The sequence below is a fragment of the Caulobacter sp. GW822-FHT01G02 genome (genome assembly GCF_058802865.1).
The window spans coordinates 300,534-317,617 of sequence record NZ_JBXAON010000008.1 but is presented as its reverse complement, the minus strand read 5'-3'; the positions used below and the strand labels follow the sequence as shown (position 1 = coordinate 317,617).

Genomic DNA, 17,084 nt, shown 5'->3' with positions numbered 1-17,084 from the left:
ATGCGCAACGCCAACGCCGTCTATCTCAACGGCCGCCGGTTCAGGGAAGACCTGTCCGAGGCTCTGGGCCGGCCGATCCGCCTGGCCAACGACGCCAACTGCCTGGCCCTGTCCGAAGCGGTGGACGGCGCGGCGCAGGGCGCGCGGACGACCTTCGCGATCATCCTGGGCACCGGCTGCGGCGGAGGCCTGGTGGTGGACGGCAAACTGGTCGAAGGCGCCAACGGCGTCGGCGGCGAATGGGGCCATATTCCGCTGCCCTGGCCGACGGCCGATGAAGTTCCTGGTCCGGCCTGTTGGTGCGGCCAGCATGGCTGCCTGGAAACCTGGGTCTCGGGTTCGGGTCTGCGTCGCGACTTCAAGGCGCGGACCGGGCGCGACCTGACGGGCGAGGCGATCCTGGCCGCGGCGGGGCAGGGCGACGCCGAGGCCTCCGCAGCCTTCGACCGACTGGTCGAGCGCCTTGGCCGGGCCATGGCGGTGATCTGCAATATTCTCGATCCTGACGTCTTCGTGCTCGGCGGCGGTCTGTCCAATATCGACATGCTCTACGAGCGCCTCCCGGGACTGATCGAACCACGGGTCTTTTCGGACCAATGGTCGGCGCGGATCGTCAAGGCCCAATGGGGGGACTCGTCGGGCGTGCGCGGCGCGGCCCGTCTGTGGGATCTGGGCGCGTGGGCCGATGAAGTCGCAGCCTGATCCCCAGGCCCGCGCGCGGGCCGGCTATGTCCGCCTGCTCGACTGGCTGACCGAGGCCGCCGTCCCGCTGTGGGGCAAGGCCGGGATCGACGCCTGCGGCGCCTTTCACGAAATCCTCGGCGCGGACGGCGTCGCGGTCAACGCGCCGCGCCGCGCCAGGGTCCAGCCCCGGCAGCTCTACGCACTGCAGACCGCGCGCCGGCTCGGCGCTGAGGTCGACGAGTCGGTGCTGCGCCGAGGCCTCCAGGCCTTCACGACCCGCTATATCCGCTCCGACGGACTGATCCGGACCCTCGTCGCGGCGGACGGCCAGGTGCTGGATGAAGCGGCGGTTCTCTACGATCAGGCTTTCGCGCTTTTGGCCCTGGCGAGCCTGAAGCCGCTGCTGGGTGAAGACGCCCAGCAAGCCGCGATGGTTCTGCTGCGGGCGGTCATCGTCCAGTTCGGGCGCCCCGGCGGGTTCGAGACGACGCTGCCGCCATCGCTGCCGCTGGCCTCCAACCCCCACATGCACCTGCTCGAAGCTTGCTTGGCCTGGATGGCTGTGAGCGAGGATCCGGCGTGGTCCAGCACGGCGCGTCAGATCGTCGGCTTGGCGCTGGAGCACTTCATCGCGCCGGTCAACAGCGCCTTGCGGGAGTTCTTCGACGAGACCTGGCGGCCAGCGCCGGGGGAGGCTGGGCGCATCGTCGAGCCCGGGCACCAGTTCGAGTGGGCCTGGCTGCTGCTGAGCTGGAGCCGCCTAGCCAAGACCGATCCGCTGATGCTCGCCGCCCGGGTCGCTGCCATGCGCCTGATCGCCAACGCCGAGGATTTCGGGGTTGACCCGGTCCGTAACGTCGCGATGAACGGCCTGCTGGACGATTTCTCGATCCATGACGCGCAGGCCAGGCTCTGGCCGCAGACCGAGCGGATCAAAGCCTGGGCCCTGGCGAGCGCCCAAGCCGACGGACCGTGGTGGGATATCGTCGCCGACGCCGTCGAGGGCTTGGAGCTCTATCTGCGCACGCCGGTGCGGGGCCTTTGGTTCGACACCATGGCCGCCGACGGCGCGCTGGCCAACGGTCCGGCGCCGGCCAGTTCCTTCTATCACATCGTCTGTGCGATCGAGGTGCTGGGCGCGGCCTTGGGAGACGTCCGTTGCGCCGCATGACCGAGACCATTCTGGCCGTCGCGGCCGTGCTGGTCGCGCCCCTGGCGGCGCATGCCCAGGCCGCGCCGCACGTCGTCACCGCCGAGGGTCCGCTGGTCGGCGTGACGGGCGAGGGCGGAACCAGCCTGTTCCTCGGCGTGCCGTTCGCCCGACCGCCGGTCGGCGACCTGCGTTGGCGTCCGCCCCAGCCCCTGCGCTGGACGGGCGAACGCGCCGCCAGCGCCCCCGGACCAGCCTGTCTGCAGGCCCCCTTGGGCTGGAACGACAAGGACGCGGCGCGCTCCAGCGAGGACTGTCTCTATCTCGACGTCTCCACGCCGGCCGTCGATCCTACGGCGCGGCGTCCTGTCATGGTCTGGATCCATGGCGGCGCCAATTGGGCTGGATCGGGCGACGGCGTGGTTCGCTCCCGCCTGGCGCGCCAGGGCGTGGTGGTGGTCAGCGTACAGTATCGCCTAGGCGTCTTCGGCTTTCTGTCGCACCCGGCGCTAAGCGCCGAAGGCGGCGGCGCGTCGGGCAATTATGCGCTGATGGACCTGATCGCGGCTCTGCACTGGGTTCGGACCAACATCGCGGCGTTCGGCGGCGATCCGGACAACGTCACCCTGTTTGGCCATTCGGCCGGAGCGCAGGACGTGGGCCTGCTGATGTTGGCGCCGCAGGCGCAAGGCCTGTTCGCGCGGGGAATCCTGGAGAGCGGCACGCCGGGCTTTGGCTTCGCCCCGCGCACCCTGGCGCAGAACGAGGCCATCGGCGTGGATCTGGCGCGCCGGGCGGGCGTGACCGGAGCGGTTTCCGGCGCCTTGGGCCTGGCGGCCTTGCGCCGGACCTCCGGCGCGGACCTGCTGCGGGCGGCCAAGGGTCTGACCGCGCCGATCGACGACCAGAGCTTCATCTGGACCCAGGCCGTGGTCGACGGAAGGGTGTTGCCTCGCGCGCCGGAGGTCCTGTTGGCCGAGGGCGGGGCCGCGGCGATGATCGTCGGCGACAGCACGCGGGAGATCGCGCTGTTTGGCGCCGACGCCGAGCGTGCGCGCGCCTGGATCAGAACCCGGCCGGACGCCGACGCCTTGCTGAAGGTCTACGGTCTGGATCAGGCCACGCCGCCGGCGCCCGATCCGGTCGCCGGCGATATCGCCCTGCGGGTCGCCACCGATCGCATGTTCCGCTGCCCCGGAAACTTCGTGGCCGCACAGCGAACCGCCTTGGGCGCGCAGGTCTGGCGCTATGAACTGGAAGTTCCCGCGCCGGGCGCGGCGGACGTCAGCCATGGTTCCGAGCTGCGCTACGTGCTCGACGGCGCGGAGGGACCGCCCCTGCAGGCCTACTGGCTGAACTTCGCGCGCACCGGCGATCCCAGCACCCCGGGCCTGCCGTCGTGGCCGGCCTATGGCGCCTCCGGGCGCTACTTGGCCTTCACGACCAACGGACCGGTCGTCCGGCAAGGCTTGGCCAGCGCTGCTTGCGAGCACATCCAAAGACCGTGACGCTCACGGCAAACAACAAAGCGGCGACAAAGCCGCGCGGAGGAAAGAGACCATGACGACCCTGCGCCAACGCCTTTTTAAGACCGCCCTGCTGGCCGCAACCGCCCTGACCCTGGCCGCGCCCGTCGCCGCGGCGGCGCAAGCTGCCTGGGGACCCTACAACGCCGATTTCCCGGCGGGCGGCGGCGGCCTATCGCGGCCGCTGGCCGGAAAGACCGAGGGGGATATCCTCCCGGCGGGCGGGCCCTGGTCGATCCATGGTTGGGTGCAGGTTTCCGAGGCGGTGTCGGCGCCCAGCCTCGTGGCCGGCCTGGGCGACCCGGAGGCCGGCGGTCGGTTCCTGACGGTCGATGGCGGCGCGTTCGGCGTCTGGACCGGCGGTCAGCCGCTGAGCGTCAAGGCCGCGATCAAACCGGGCGACTGGCGTTTCGTCGCCGCCGTATCGGATGGCGCCAAGGTCACGCTCTATGTCGACGGCGCGTCGGCCGGCGAGGCGCCCGTCGCGGCTGCGGCGACACCGGCCATCATCGCCCTGGCGCCGCGCAAGGTCGCGGGGTTTTCGCCCTTCGCCGGCCGGATCGCCGATTTCGCGGCCGAGGGGCGGGCGCTTTCCGCGTCTGAGATCAAGACGGCGGCGGCGCGCAAACCCGATCCGTTGACCGTCTATGAGTCCGGCAGCCCAAACTGGCCGGTGCAGGTGCGCCAGATGTACGGTCAGGTGACGCCCCAAGAGGCCTGGACGCGTCCCAAGGGCAAGGGCGCGATCTCCGCGCCGGTCGCCAAGCCGGCTTATGCCGGGCCGGCCCTTGTCGCCGACGGCCCCGACGCCTGGACGCTCAAGCGCTGGAGCTTGGTCGAGGCGCCCAAGGTCGCCCAGGACGGCGCGGTGGTCTCCACGCCGACCTACGACGCAAGGGCTTGGTACGCGGCCACCGTTCCGGGCACGGTGCTGACGACCCTGGTGGATCGCGGCGTCTATCCGGATCCGGACTATGGTCTGAACAACACCGCGATCCCCGAGAGCCTGAACAAGCAGGCCTACTGGTATCGCAGCAGCTTCGAGACGCCGGCGAGCGCGGCGGGCAAGCGCCTGCTGCTGACGTTCAAGGGCGTCAACTACGCCGCCGAAATCTGGCTGAATGGCGAGAAGCTGGGCGATCTGAAGGGCGCTTTCATTCGCGGCCAATTCGATGTGACCGGCAAGCTGAAGCCCGGCCAGAACGCCCTGGCCGTCAAGGTCTCCCCGCCGCCGCATCCGGGCCTGGCCCACGAGGAGTCGCTGACGGCCGGGGTCGGCGAGAACGGCGGCATGATGGCCCTGGACGGCCCGACGTTCATCGCCAGCGAAGGCTGGGACTGGATCCCCAGCGTGCGCGATCGCAACACGGGCCTGTGGCAAGACGTGGTGCTGACCGCCAGCGGCGAGGCGCGACTGGGCGACGCCCATGTCGTCACCACGCTTCCGAAGGCCGACAATAGTCAGGCCGATATCGAGATCACCGCCCCGGTCGAGAATCTGACTGGTCATCCAGTGCAAGCCACGGTCACGGCGGCCTTCGACGGCTTCAACGTCTCCAAGACCGTCACCCTGGCGCCGGGCGCCGGATCGGTGGTCTTGAGCCCGGCCGAGTTCCCGCAGCTGTCGGTGGCCCATCCCAAGCTGTGGTGGCCCAATGGCTACGGCGATCCGGCCCTGCACGACCTGAAGCTGTCGGTGGCCGTCGATGGCCAGGCCTCGGACCAGAAGACGATCCGGTTCGGCATTCGCCAGATCACCTACGATCTGTCGCTGATGAGCCCGTCGGGCCATCTGCGCCGCGTGGAGGTCGACTTCTCCAAGGCCCGCCAGTTGGGGCAAGACATCACCGACGGCAGTCACGAGGGGATCCGCAAGGTCGCTGACGGCTGGGCGACCTCGCTGACGGCCCAGGGCGACGCCTCGCCAGCGGTCCGCGACGCGGACGACGCCAGCCTGACGCCCTATCTGGTGATCAAGGTCAACGGCGTGAAGATCGCCGCGCGGGGCGGCAACTGGGGCACCGACGACTGGCGCAAGCGCGTCGACCGGGCCCGCCTGGAGCCCTATTTCAGGCTGCACAAGGACGCCCACCTCAACATCATCCGCAACTGGGTGGGCCAGAACACCGAAGACGCGTTCTTCGACCTGGCCGACGAGTACGGCCTCTTGGTGCTGAACGACTTTTGGGACTCGACCCAGGACTACAATCTCGAAGCCCAGGACGTCCCGCTGTTCCTGGCCAACGCGGCCGACGTGATCAGCCGCTACCGCAACCACCCTTCGATCGTTCTGTGGTTCGGCCGCAACGAAGGCGTGCCGCAGCCGATCCTCAATGAAGGCCTGGAAAAGCTGGTCCACGATCTGGACGGCACGCGCTGGTACACCGGCAGCTCCAACCGGGTGAACCTCCAAAACAGCGGACCTTACAGCTACAAGGAGCCGCAGACCTACTTCACCGACCACGCCAAGGGCTTCTCGGTCGAGGTCGGCACGCCGTCGTTCCCCACGCTTGAGGCCTTCGAGGCCGCCGTGCCCGCGCCCGACCGCTGGCCGATCAGCGACAGCTGGGCCTATCATGACTGGCATCCGACCGGGAACGGCGCGACCAAGTCGTTCCTGGACGCCATGACCGCCAAGCTGGGCGCGCCAACCAGCCTCGAGGACTTCGAGCGCAAGGCCCAACTGCTGAACTACGAGACGCACCGGGCGATCTTCGAGGGCATGAACCAGGAGCTGTGGACCAAGTCGTCGGGACGCCTGCTGTGGATGACCCAGCCGGCCTGGCCCTCGACCATGTGGCAGATCCTCAGCCACGACTACGACACCCATGCCGCGTTCTACGGAACCCAGAAGGGGGCGGAGATCATTCACGTCCAGATGAGTCAGCCGGACCATCGCCTGGCCCTGGTCAACAACGGCCTGACGCCGATCATCGGCGCCAGCCTGCGGGCCCGGGTTCTGGGCCTGGACGGCAAGCTGCTGGCCGATCGGACCTCGCGGATCGACGCGGGCGCCAACAGCACCGCCTTGGGTGAGACGCTGGACCTGTCGGGACCGCTCGCCCAGGGCGCGGTGGTGGTGCGGCTGGACCTGACCGCCGCCGACGGCGCGCCGCTGTCCAGCAACCTCTATTGGACCGCCAAGGACGCCGAGGGCGAGCGCAAGCTGTCGGCCATGGCCGCCCAGCCGGTGTCGCTGGCCGCTGCGGCTGGCAAGTCGGGCGCGGAGACCCTGGTCACCGTGACCTTGGCCAACACCGGTTCGGCCCCGGCCCTGAATGGCAAGCTGACCCTGGTGGACGCCAAGGGCGCCAGGATTCTGCCGGCCTACTACGCCGACAACTATGTCTCGCTGCTGCCAGGTGAGCGCCGGACGGTGGAGATCCGTTATCCGGGCGAGGCGAGGGCCGGCGCGAAGGTCGAGTTGCGAGGCTGGAACGTGATCCCGGTCGCGGCGAAGGTGCGATGAGGGCCGATCGTCGAGGGCTGCTGGCGGCGGCGCTGACGGCGTCGGGACTGGTGGCGTCGGGGCTGGCGCTGGGCGGACGGGCGTTCGCCCAGGCCTCTTCTCTAGTCCCAGCGCCGGCTCCGACGGCGGCCGCCGCCGCCGCGGAGCTGCGGCTGCACACCGACTGGCCGTGGCTGGCGCGCTATCGCCAGGCCAACCTCGCCGATGCGGCCCTTCCGCCGGAGCGCCGGCGGGTGGTGTTCTTGGGCGACTCCATCACCCAGGGTTGGTTCGACAGGCATCCAGCCTTCTTCACCGACAACGGCTTCATCGGGCGCGGGATCGGCGGCCAGACCACGGCCCAGATGCTGGCGCGGTTCTGGCCCGACGTGATCGCCCTGAAGCCGGCGGCCGTGCACCTGCTGGCCGGAACCAACGACATCGCCGGCAACACCGGGCCCTACGATCCGGTGGCGACCTGCGACAACGTTCGGGCCATGACCGCCCTGGCCAAGGCCAATGGGGTCAAGGTGATCTTGGGGGCGGTGACGCCGGCGGCGACCTATCCCTGGCGTCCGGCTTTGCGGCCCGATGTCGAGATCCCGCGCCTCAACGCCTGGCTGGCGGGCTTCGCACGAAGCCAGGGCCACGGATTCGCCGACTACACCGCCGCGCTCGACGACGGTCACGCCGGCATGAAACCGGGCCTGTCCTATGATCAGGTCCACCCGACGATGGAGGGCTATGGGTTGATGGAGCCGGTGGCGCTGAAGGCCCTGCGCGCGGTGCGCGCCTAGGCCTGATCGGTGTTGCGCAGCGCCGAGCGCGATGGCAGGAAGCGGTTGATGATCGGCAGGATCGCTGCGCCCATGGCGGGCGCATCGGCCGCCAGGGCGGCGCGGTAGACCGGCGCCATGGTCAGGATCGAGCGACGAACGCTGAGCTTCTGGGTCACCGCCTTGGCCAGCTTGTCGATCAAGACCTCGGGCAGGCGCCCGCCGATATAGACGGCCTGTGGATTGATCAGGCAGCTGATCGAGATCAGCGGATCGTAAAGCAGATCGGCCGCTAGATCGATCCAGGCGTCGATGCGGTCTTGCGCCTCGACGGGCAGATCCGCCAGCTGTCCAGGGTCGCCGACCGCGTAGGCCTCGCCGAGAAACTCATTGAGGGCCGACAGCGAGACCGCGTCCTGCAAGGTGGCCGCGGACGTGCGTTCGGATTTGACGGGCAGAAAGCCCAGTTCGCCGCTGCGCCCCTGGGCGCCGCGGAAATACTCGCCTTCGACCACGAGCCCGCCGCCCAGGCCCGAACTTATCAGCATGTAGAAGAAGCTGGGCTTCTGCATGCCATGACCGAAATGCAGCTCACCAAACGCGGCCGCCGCAGCGTCGTTCTCGAGGATCACGGGCAGGTCGTGGCGTCGCGACAGCAGCTTGCGCAGGTCCACCCGGTTCCAGGCCTCGTAGGCGGCGGGACGGTGGGGCAGGTCGACGTTGGCGATGTCGTCGGGAATCGCCACGCCCACCCCGACGATGCGATCGGCCCGCACCCCCTTTGTCTTCAGAAGCGACTTCCATGAGTCCTCGAAGAACAACACGACATCCTCAGGGCTCGCGAAGGCGATTTCCTGGCTCACCCGGCCCCGAACCTGGCCGGCGAAGTCGAGCAGCACGATGGTGATGTGATCGCGGTCAATATTCAGGCCGATCGAGAAGCAGCCGTCGGGATTGATGGCGAAGGTCATGGCCGGCTGGCCCCGGGCGCCGTGCAGCTTGCCGGCTTCCAAAATGAGACCGTCTTCCACCAGGCGATTGGTGATGTTGGTGATCGCCGGCACGGTCAGGCCCGTGAGCGCGGCGACTTCCTGCTTGGTCTTGGCCGCGCCGATCCGGATCGACTGCAGCGCCACGCGCTGGTTGTAGTCGCCGGCCCGCTCGAGGTTGGTGCCCGACAGGCTTGCGCCCCGGTGCGCGGTCTTGGCGGGGTCCTGACTTGCCACGTGGCGCACTGCTCCAACCCGTTCTCGAAGACTGCCCGATAGCACCTGTGACGACCGAAGCAAAACCGGTCAGGCCAATCGGTCGTTGTCGGCGTGGAGCGCCTTGGCGATGCTCTCCAATCTCGCCCCCATCGTCTCGGGGTAGAACAGGGCGACGACGACCATCTGCAGCACCATCATCGCCGCGAAACCGACGAACGGCGCGCCGGGCCTCCAGGCGGCGACGGTTGGAAAGGCGCCGGCGATCAGGGCGTTGGCCACCCAATGGGTCGAGGCGCCCAGCGCCTGTCCCCGGGCGCGTACGGGCGTGGGGAAGATCTCGCTGATATAGACCCAGATCACCGCGCCCTGGCTGAAGGCGAAGGCGGCGATGAAGCCGACCAGGACGTAGAGCAGCCAACTCGAATGGTGGCCGCCATCCAGGATCCAGGCCGCCAAGCCCAGGCAGACGGCCATGCCGACCGAGCCGACCAGCAGCAGGCGCTTGCGCCCAAAACGGTCGATGGCGCTCATGGCTAACAGGGTGAAAACCAGGTTGGTCGCGCCGATCGCCACGGCTTGGAGCCCAGCGGTGGCGTGTCCGAAGCCGGCCGCTGCGAAGATGTCGTTGAGATAATAGAGCAGGGCGTTGATGCCGGTCAGCTGGTTGAACAGCGCCAAGGTCACCGCCAGAAGGATAGGCTTGCGATAGAGGCGCCAGCTCAGTCGCGCGCCGGGCGGGCTGGGGGCTTCCGAAGGATCCAGATCGCCGCCCAGTCGCGTTTGAGCCGCGTGCGCCTCTTCATCCCGTCCCTGCGCCCGCAGCCATCGCGGACTTTGCGGGGCGCGCGCCAGCATCAGCCACAGAAGAGTGGCGGGGAGGGCGGTGACCGCCAGCTTCCAGCGCCAAGCGCTTAGACCCAGGGCAAGCTGATCCAGCAAGAAGTTGCTCAGATAGGCCACCAGGATGCCGACCACGATGTTGACCTGAAACAGGCCCACTAGCGCTCCGCGGCGGCGGGCCGGCGCGATCTCAGCCATGTAGACGGGCGCGAGCACCGACGACCCGCCGATCGCCACGCCGCCGATGAAGCGCGCCGTCAGCAGCACGGGCCAGGACCAGGCCAGCGCGCACCCGATGCTGGAGATGAAATAGAGAACGGCCATCGCGCGCAGGCCATCGCGGCTTCCGTAGCGATCGCCCGGCTTGCCCGACGCCATGGCGCCCAGCAGCGTTCCCCACAGCGCGCTGGAGACGGTGATCCCCAGGGTGGCGGGCGTCAGGCTATAGACGCGACTGATGTCGCCGGTCACCCCGGCGATGACGGCGGTGTCGAAGCCGAACAACAGCCCCGCCAGCGCCGCGGCGGCGACCGCGCCGACGAGCGTGGGACTCATGGGCCGCATGGCGGGCGAACTTTCCATCCTGGCCTCCCGGTTCGGGCGATGCGTGTCGTCGCCACTTCTTCTGTTCTTCCGTCTCGTGCGAGTTTGGATCGCGCGACGGCATGAGCAAGCCCTGCATAACGAGGCTCCAAGGGAAGGTGATGCAAAAATAAGAAAAAACAAATCATTTAAGTTGACCCGAGCAAGGGGCCGGATAATGGTGCTTTCCGAAGACGGCAAAAGCCGCTGCCGGGGAGGAGGCTTGGTGGGTCCTGAAAGGGACGCCGCCCTTCGAACCGGTTCTCGCCAGATACGCCTCGAATGCACGAGGTCAGGGAGGACAGGGGAAGTGACTCGATTCAAACATGCGCGGCGTAGCCTGCTGATGGCCGCCGTTTCGGGAGTGGCAATCGCCGGGCCGAGCCTTGCTCACGCGCAAGCCGCCGCGCCGGCTCAGGCCCAGAGCGATTCCACGGTTGAAGAGGTGGTCGTCACCGGCATTCGCGCTTCGCAACAGCGCGCGGTCAGCATCAAGCGCGACGCCGCCTCGGTGGTGGACGCGATCTCGGCCGAGGACATTGGCAAGCTGCCCGACAACACCATCTCCGACTCGCTGCAGCGCATTCCGGGCGTGCAGATCCTGCGCAGCGCCGGCGAAGGCTCGACGATCAACATTCGTGGCCTGCCGCAGGTCTCGACTCTACTGAACGGCGAAACCTATCTGGGCGCCCAATCGATCACGACTGTGCAGCCCAACTTCAACGACATTCCTTCGCAACTGTTCTCGGGCGCGGACGTCATCAAGTCCACGACGGCCGATCAGTTGAATGCCGGCATCACCGGTACGGTGAACCTGCGCACCCGCCGTCCCTTCGACCTGAAGGAAGGCCTGACCTTCGCCGCCGCGGCCGAAGGCTCCTACGGCGACAAGACCAAGAAGTACGACCCCAACGTCAACGGCCTGGTCTCCTTCCGCAACGACCGCTTCGGCGCCTTGCTGTCGGCCGCCTATTCGGATGTCCGCCTGTCCAACAGCCACAACGGCATTCAAGAAGGCTACGGCGCCACCCTGCATAACGAAGGCATGGCCGACGTCACCTCGTCGGGCGGGTTCTCGCCTACCGGTCGGACGCGCGGGACCGCCGTGGCGGGCGGGCGCGACGTCAATGGCGACGGCGACGCCACCGACGCCTTCATCGTGCCGCAGGGCTTCACCGGCTGGAACAAGATCAACGAGCGCAAGCGGTTGGGCGTCAATGCGTCCGCCCAATGGAAGCTCAACGACGCCTTGGAACTGAGTGGCGACGCCTTCTTCACCAAGCAGGACGAGCACGACCGCACCGCCGGCTTCCAGATGCAGGACGTCAACTGGCAGGCCGCCGAGTTCACGCCGGGCAAGTCGCGTGACACCGGCGCGGTCGTGGGCGGCTACCACGTCAACACCACCCAGGTTTACAACTATGACCTGGGCAATTTCGACTCCTACGCCCAGAACGACCGCTACCAGTCCCAGTCGCAGAACTACAATCTGGAACTGAAGTACGACAACGGCGGCAAGTTCACCGGCTCGGTGCGCGGCATCTACGGCAAGGCCCACCAGTACTACGACCAGAGCTATCTGCAGTTCAGCCTGTCGAACGGGGCGCAGTGGCAGCCGGGCGGCATCGGGCACTATCCCGCCTCGCTAGGCGGCGACCGCCCGTTCAACACCGGTGGCTACACGGTCAACACCCTGGCGGGCGCGGCGTCCTTGCCGGCCAAGGTCGATTTTACGGGCAGCAAGCCTGTCTTCACCCTGCCGGGCCAGCTGCTGACCGAACTGAGCGACATCAATGACTACGCCCTCAAGACCATGTCGTCGGAAGGCAACTATCGCCGCGAGGGCGACCTGAAGGTCATCCGCGCCGATGGCAAGTACGAGTTCAGCGACAGCTTCAAGATCTCGGGCGGCGTGCGCTACAGTGAGCGCTCGATCGATGATTTCGAGTTCGATCGCGCCGCGCCGCTCTATGGCAGCGCCGCCTCCAACGGCACGGGCTGTCTGGTCAAGTGGAAGGCCTTCGATGTGCCGCTCAATGACGCCAGTTGCAGCGCCGGCAACGCGGCGGGCGCCTATACCGCCGGCCTGACGCGCAAGGCCAACGATCCGACCTTGAAAGGCCAGGTCAAGCTGTTCAACCCGGGCGTGGCCGGTGTGCCGTCGATGTACGTCCTGGATCCCGCGGCCATGGACAACGCCCTGGCGTTCCAGAACAACTACTACCCGGGCAATGTCGAGGTGATGAACCCCGGCGCCTCGTTCAATGTCGGGGTCAAGCAGACCTCGGGTTACGTCCAGGGCGACCTGAAGGGCGAGCTCTTCGGCCTGAGCTTCAACGGCAATGCCGGCGTCAAGGTCATCCAGACCAAGCTGGACATCACCCAGTACGTCACTGGCAGCCCACGCCCCTACGGCGTGGCCAACCTGCTGGGCGGCAGCATCCAGACCAAGCGCGACTTCACCGACGTGCTGCCGGCGATCAATGTTGCTTTCGATCTGGCCGAGAACCTGAAGTTCCGCGTCGCGGCCTCCAAGACCATGACGCTGCTGGATCTCAATCAGTGGGGCGGGGGGCTGAACCCGACCTACGCCATCGACACCTCCAACCCCGGCTCGCCGGTGTTCCGGGTGACCGGCGGCAGCCAGAACGGCAACCCGCAGCTGGATCCTTGGCGCTCCAAGAACTTCGAAGGCTCGCTGGAATACTATCTGGGTCGCGGCAGCCTGCTGAGCGTGGGCGCCTTCTACATCAAGGTCGACAGCTTCATCCAGAACGGGGCGATCACCCGCACCGACCTGCCCGACAACGACGGGGTAGTGCGTAACCGCAGCGTCTCGATCAGCACGCAGGTTCAGGGCGAAGGCGGCACGCTCAAGGGTCTGGAAGGCGGCGCCAAGCTGGCCTTCAGCGATCTGGAGTTCATGCCGTCGATGCTGTCGAACCTCGGCGTCGACACCAACTTCACCTACTCGCCGTCGAAGTCGGGCAAGACCGACCTGGCCGGAGCCTCGATCCCGTTCCAGGATAACTCCAAGTACCAGGCCAATATCGCCGCGTACTACCAGGACTCCAAGCTGCAGGCCCGGATCGCCTGGAACTACCGCTCCAAGCGCGCGGTCTCCCAGGACTTTGGCGGCATCTCGGGATTGGAGATGTACCAGGCGCCGACTGAATATCTCGACGCTTCGGTCAGCTATGACGTTAGGCCGAACCTGACCGTCTACGTCCAGGGCACCAACCTGACCAGCGAGTACGAGAAGTACTACCTCACCTGGAAGGACGAGCACGCCTACAACAACGTATTCGAAGCCCGCTACGTGGCTGGCGTCCGCTTCAAATATTGATCTAGCCCTCCCCCTGCGGCCTGCCCCATCCTGCGGGCAGGCCGCATCTTTTTCGTGGGACCAGATGGCGCAAACCAACCCTGTCCGTTCGCTCCTGATCGTCGGCGGCGGCACGGCCGGCTGGATGGCCGCGACCTGGCTCGCCGGCCGGCTGGCGCGGCAGAACATCCAGATCACCGTCGTGGAGTCGCCCGACATCCGCACCGTCGGAGTCGGCGAAGCCACCGTGCCGGCGATCCGCGACTATTTCCGCGATATCGGCGTGACCGAAGCCGAGGTCATGGCCGCCACCCAGGGCACCGTGAAGCTGGGGATCGAGTTTCGCGACTGGAAGCGGGAAGGCGACAGCTTCTTCCACCCCTTCGGCCTCTACGGCATGCCCTCACGCGGGGTGGCGTTCCACCAGTTCTGGCTCAAGCGCCGCGCCGAGGGCGACGCGACTCCGCTGGCCGCCTACAGCCTGTGCACCCAGCTGGCGATGGCCAACCAGATGATGGACCCGCCGGTCTCGCCGCCCAACGATCTGGGCGTCTTCAACTGGGCGGTCCATTTCGACGCGGGCCTCTATGCACAGTTCCTGCGACGCAAGGCGACGTCCGAGCTGGGCGTCACCCATGTCGATGGCACGGTGGTCGAGGTGTCCAAACACCCCGAGACGGGCTTCCTGACCGGCGTGACGCTGAAGGAGGGCCGGGTTCTGGAGGCGGACCTGTTCATCGACTGTTCGGGCTTTCGCAGCCTGCTGCTGGGCCAACAGCTTGGCGTCGGCTACGAGGATTGGACTCATCTGCTGCCGTGCGACCGCGCCGTGGCCATGCCCTGCGAGCGCGACGGTCCGCTGACGCCCTATACTCGCAGCACGGCCCTGGCGGCCGGGTGGCAGTGGCGGATCCCTCTGCAGCACCGGGTCGGCAACGGCTATGTCTACTCCAGCCGGCATATCTCGGACGACGAGGCGACGGCGACCCTGATCTCGCGGCTGGAAGGACGGGCCTTGGCCGAGCCCAACCTGCTGCGCTTCCAGACCGGACACCGCCATCGTTTCTGGGAGAAGAACTGCATCGCTTTGGGCCTGGCCGCCGGGTTCATGGAGCCGCTGGAATCGACCAGCATCGTGCTCGTCCAGAGCGGCGTGGAGCGGCTGGGCGCGTTGTTCCCGACCCTGGACTTCGACCCTGCTCTGGCCGACGAATACAATCGCATCACCACTCTCGAGTACGAACGGATCCGGGACTTTCTGCTGTTGCACTATTTCGCCAACCGCCGCGAGGGCGAGGCGATGTGGGACCAGGTGCGTCAGGTGACCCTGCCCGAGCCCCTGGTCCACAAGATGCGGATGTTCGCCAGCCGTGGGACCATGGTTCGCTATGAGTGGGAGTCGTTCCACGATCCCAGCTGGCTGTCGATGTACGCTGGCTTCGAGATCACGCCGCGAGCCTATGATCCGATGGCGGACTACTTCACTAAGCCCGAACTGGATAGCGCTTTTAGCCGAATGCGCGCGGCGATCACGCGGGCCCGAGCCTTGGCCATGTCTCACGAGGCCTTCCTATCGAGTCTAAAGGCCTAGCCGCGGCCTGCCTGCCGCGGCGACCTGATGATTGTGGCGACGAAGCCCCGGACGGTGCGTTAGACCGGGGGCGGACCTCGTGCCGCGTTTGGGCAAAACGGGCCTTGAAGGCGGAATGGCGACGCCGGATAGGCGCCCGTCTGTCCTGCAGAGAGACCGACAGCGCGAGACCTCTCCTGGCCAGGCGGCTAGAGGCGCGTCGCCGCCGCGCGACAAATCTCCAGAAGCCAGCCGTTGGGAGAGGCCGGTCCGTCGCTGGCGCGCATGACCGCTCCAAACGGGGTTGGCGGCGGCGCGTTGGGAGGCTCGATCATCACCAGCCTGCCGCGTTTGACGCTCGTCTGGGCCAGGCGGCGAGGCAGGATGCAGACCATGTCCGAGTGGCTGACGATGTTCAAGGCGCTGAACGCGTCCTGGGTCGAGAACGGCTGATAGGGCTTTTCTCCCAAAGCGTACTGTTCGCCCCAGGACGTAAGCCGCCGCAGGCCCAGGTGCCCCGATGAGGTCCGATCCGGATCGTCATTGCCGCCGGTCACCCCAACGCGCGGGAGATGGGCCAGGGTTTCGTAATCGAGACCGGCGGCGGCGGCCGGGTGACCCTCGCGCATGACCCAGGCACCGCTTTCCTCGAACAACTGGGCGTAGCTGAATCGTCCGGGAATGGCCTCGAAACAGCCGATCACCATGTCCAGACTGCCCGTGTCGAGGTCCTCGGTCATGCCCGCATAGAGGTTGCGGAAATGAATCTCCACATGGGGCGCGGTGGTGATCACGCGTTCGGCGATCATCGGGCCCAGCACATACGAGATGTAGGTTCCCGCCGCGATGGTGAAGACGTGATGATCGACGGCGGGGTCGAACCGCTGTGTGTTGACGGCGGTTTCCAGCAGCTCCAGCGCCGTGCGGGCGGTTTCGGCGATCTCCAAGGCGCGCGGGGTCGGTCGGAGGCCCGTTTGGCCGCGGATGAAGAGATCATCGCCCACCATAGCGCGCAGGCGCCGCAGCGCGTGACTGATCGCTGATTGCGAAAGACCCAGGCGCTCGCCGGCGCGCGTGGCGTTCTTTTCTTCCAGTAAGGTGACGAACACCCGGAAGAGATTGAGGTCAGCGGTTCTGAAATTCACGGCGTTCATGGCGCCGCTATCGGCCGAGGGGATAGAAGATCGACTCTTCCTGGGTGAACCAGGGCGAGCGCGGGGGGAACCGGCGATGGGCCCTCGGGCGTCGCAAAGTCTCCGCCCGGGCTTGGCGTCGTCGACGCCGATGACGGTTCGGTCATTCCGATGCTCCCCCGAACGCCTTCGTGATCCGATCGATATCAGAATGTGTTGTGGTATTCAGAATGGCAAGCCGTCTCCAAGGCCGATGCGATCAACGCCATGCTGGCCGAGCTCGGCGGCAAGAAGGTCGCCGACGGTAACGTCGGCGAGAAGGTCAAGACGCAGAAGGCGATCCTGCGCGACTTCCTGGAAGGGGATCAACGACCGGCCCAAGGCTGCGCGCTGCGCCGCGTGAGGCCTCCGGCGCAGGTCGGCCAGATCCCCGACGTGGCCCTGACTGCGATCCCAACCCTGCCATCCTGGCGGCCGAATGAGGGGAGGGGCGGGCCGTGGCCCGCCCCGAACCCTTGGTCCCACGCCTCGCCCCGCGTCGCCGGACGCGGGGGTTTTGTCGCGCGTCCGGGGGAGAGGCCGCTCAGTCCTTCGGCGTTCTAGATCAAGGTGAAGACGTCGCCGCAGTCCTAGCCGGCGGCGCGGCCGGGAGTGACGCTTGTAAGCGCGCGAACCGATGTCGGGATGGCTCAGGTTCAGGCTGACTGGGGGGCTCGGGGGCCTTCCCGGTGCCGCTCCAGCCGGCCCCGACCTCGACCCCGGCGCGGGACGAAATAGGCGACGCCTGGGAGATGGCCACCAAGAGCGAGCCGCCCAGAACCTTCTATCGTTTGCACCTCGAC

General features: G+C 67.3%; 11 protein-coding genes. 8 read left to right on the top strand and 3 right to left on the bottom strand.

Annotation, left to right across the window (positions count from 1 at the left end; all coding sequences use genetic code 11):
- From AC1RNC_RS22895 to AC1RNC_RS22875, 5 genes are all read left to right on the top strand, one after another.
- Nucleotides 1-702: ROK family protein (locus AC1RNC_RS22895; RefSeq protein WP_492888355.1), on the top strand; the 702-nt coding region annotated here is incomplete at its 5' end.
- Nucleotides 686-1,855, top strand: coding sequence for an AGE family epimerase/isomerase (locus tag AC1RNC_RS22890; RefSeq protein ID WP_492888354.1), 1,170 nt, complete (start codon nt 686-688; stop codon nt 1,853-1,855). The genes AC1RNC_RS22895 and AC1RNC_RS22890, both read left to right, overlap by 17 nt.
- Nucleotides 1,852-3,342, top strand: coding sequence for a carboxylesterase/lipase family protein (locus tag AC1RNC_RS22885; protein WP_492888360.1), 1,491 nt, complete (start codon nt 1,852-1,854; stop codon nt 3,340-3,342). The genes AC1RNC_RS22890 and AC1RNC_RS22885 overlap by 4 nt, the downstream gene beginning before the upstream one ends.
- Nucleotides 3,343-3,394: 52 nt before the next feature.
- On the top strand, nt 3,395-6,829 hold the full coding sequence (locus AC1RNC_RS22880; protein WP_492888353.1) for a glycosyl hydrolase 2 galactose-binding domain-containing protein: 3,435 nt from the start codon (nt 3,395-3,397) through the stop codon (nt 6,827-6,829).
- Nucleotides 6,826-7,605: an SGNH/GDSL hydrolase family protein gene (locus AC1RNC_RS22875; protein ID WP_492888352.1), complete on the top strand. Its 780-nt coding sequence runs from the start codon at nt 6,826-6,828 to the stop codon at nt 7,603-7,605. Before AC1RNC_RS22880 ends, AC1RNC_RS22875 begins: the two co-directional genes overlap by 4 nt.
- On the opposite strand, the gene AC1RNC_RS22870 is transcribed toward AC1RNC_RS22875, so the two are convergent.
- Nucleotides 7,602-8,810 carry an ROK family transcriptional regulator gene (locus AC1RNC_RS22870; protein ID WP_099582603.1) on the bottom strand — a complete coding sequence of 403 codons (1,209 nt, stop codon included), beginning with the start codon at nt 8,808-8,810 and terminating at the stop codon, nt 7,602-7,604. The genes AC1RNC_RS22875 and AC1RNC_RS22870 overlap by 4 nt on opposite strands.
- 69 nt (nt 8,811-8,879) lie before the next feature.
- Nucleotides 8,880-10,214, bottom strand: coding sequence for a sugar porter family MFS transporter (locus tag AC1RNC_RS22865; protein ID WP_492888351.1), 1,335 nt, complete (start codon nt 10,212-10,214; stop codon nt 8,880-8,882).
- Nucleotides 10,215-10,524: 310 nt separating this feature from the next.
- Between AC1RNC_RS22865 and AC1RNC_RS22860 the strand changes: the two genes are divergently transcribed.
- Together AC1RNC_RS22860 and AC1RNC_RS22855 are read left to right on the top strand one after the other, a co-directional pair.
- Nucleotides 10,525-13,560, top strand: a complete 3,036-nt coding sequence (locus tag AC1RNC_RS22860) for a TonB-dependent receptor (protein WP_492888350.1) — start codon at nt 10,525-10,527, stop codon at nt 13,558-13,560.
- Between the two features lie 64 nt (nt 13,561-13,624).
- On the top strand, nt 13,625-15,130 hold the full coding sequence (locus tag AC1RNC_RS22855; RefSeq protein WP_099582487.1) for a tryptophan halogenase family protein: 1,506 nt from the start codon (nt 13,625-13,627) through the stop codon (nt 15,128-15,130).
- Between the two features lie 188 nt (nt 15,131-15,318).
- Here the strand turns inward: AC1RNC_RS22855 and AC1RNC_RS22850 are convergent, their stop codons facing one another.
- Nucleotides 15,319-16,263 (bottom strand): LysR family transcriptional regulator, encoded by a 945-nt coding sequence (locus AC1RNC_RS22850; protein ID WP_099582488.1) that lies wholly within the window; start codon nt 16,261-16,263, stop codon nt 15,319-15,321.
- Nucleotides 16,264-16,455: 192 nt separating this feature from the next.
- On the opposite strand from AC1RNC_RS22850, the gene AC1RNC_RS22845 reads away from it, so the two are divergent.
- Entirely contained in the window at nt 16,456-16,845 is a 390-nt protein-coding gene (locus AC1RNC_RS22845; RefSeq protein WP_143324475.1) for a hypothetical protein, read from the top strand.
- Nucleotides 16,846-17,084 lie beyond the last annotated feature (239 nt).

Bases quoted from the DNA above. Each gene is read 5' to 3' on its own strand.
- AC1RNC_RS22880 (WP_492888353.1), top strand. From the start codon at position 3,395: ATGACGACCCTGCGCCAACGCCTTTTTAAGACCGCCCTGCTGGCCGCA.
- AC1RNC_RS22850 (WP_099582488.1), bottom strand. From the start codon at position 16,263: ATGAACGCCGTGAATTTCAGAACCGCTGACCTCAATCTCTTCCGGGTG.
- AC1RNC_RS22885 (WP_492888360.1), top strand. From the start codon at position 1,852: ATGACCGAGACCATTCTGGCCGTCGCGGCCGTGCTGGTCGCGCCCCTG.
- AC1RNC_RS22855 (WP_099582487.1), top strand. From the start codon at position 13,625: ATGGCGCAAACCAACCCTGTCCGTTCGCTCCTGATCGTCGGCGGCGGC.
- AC1RNC_RS22875 (WP_492888352.1), top strand. From the start codon at position 6,826: ATGAGGGCCGATCGTCGAGGGCTGCTGGCGGCGGCGCTGACGGCGTCG.
- AC1RNC_RS22890 (WP_492888354.1), top strand. From the start codon at position 686: ATGAAGTCGCAGCCTGATCCCCAGGCCCGCGCGCGGGCCGGCTATGTC.
- AC1RNC_RS22865 (WP_492888351.1), bottom strand. From the start codon at position 10,214: ATGGAAAGTTCGCCCGCCATGCGGCCCATGAGTCCCACGCTCGTCGGC.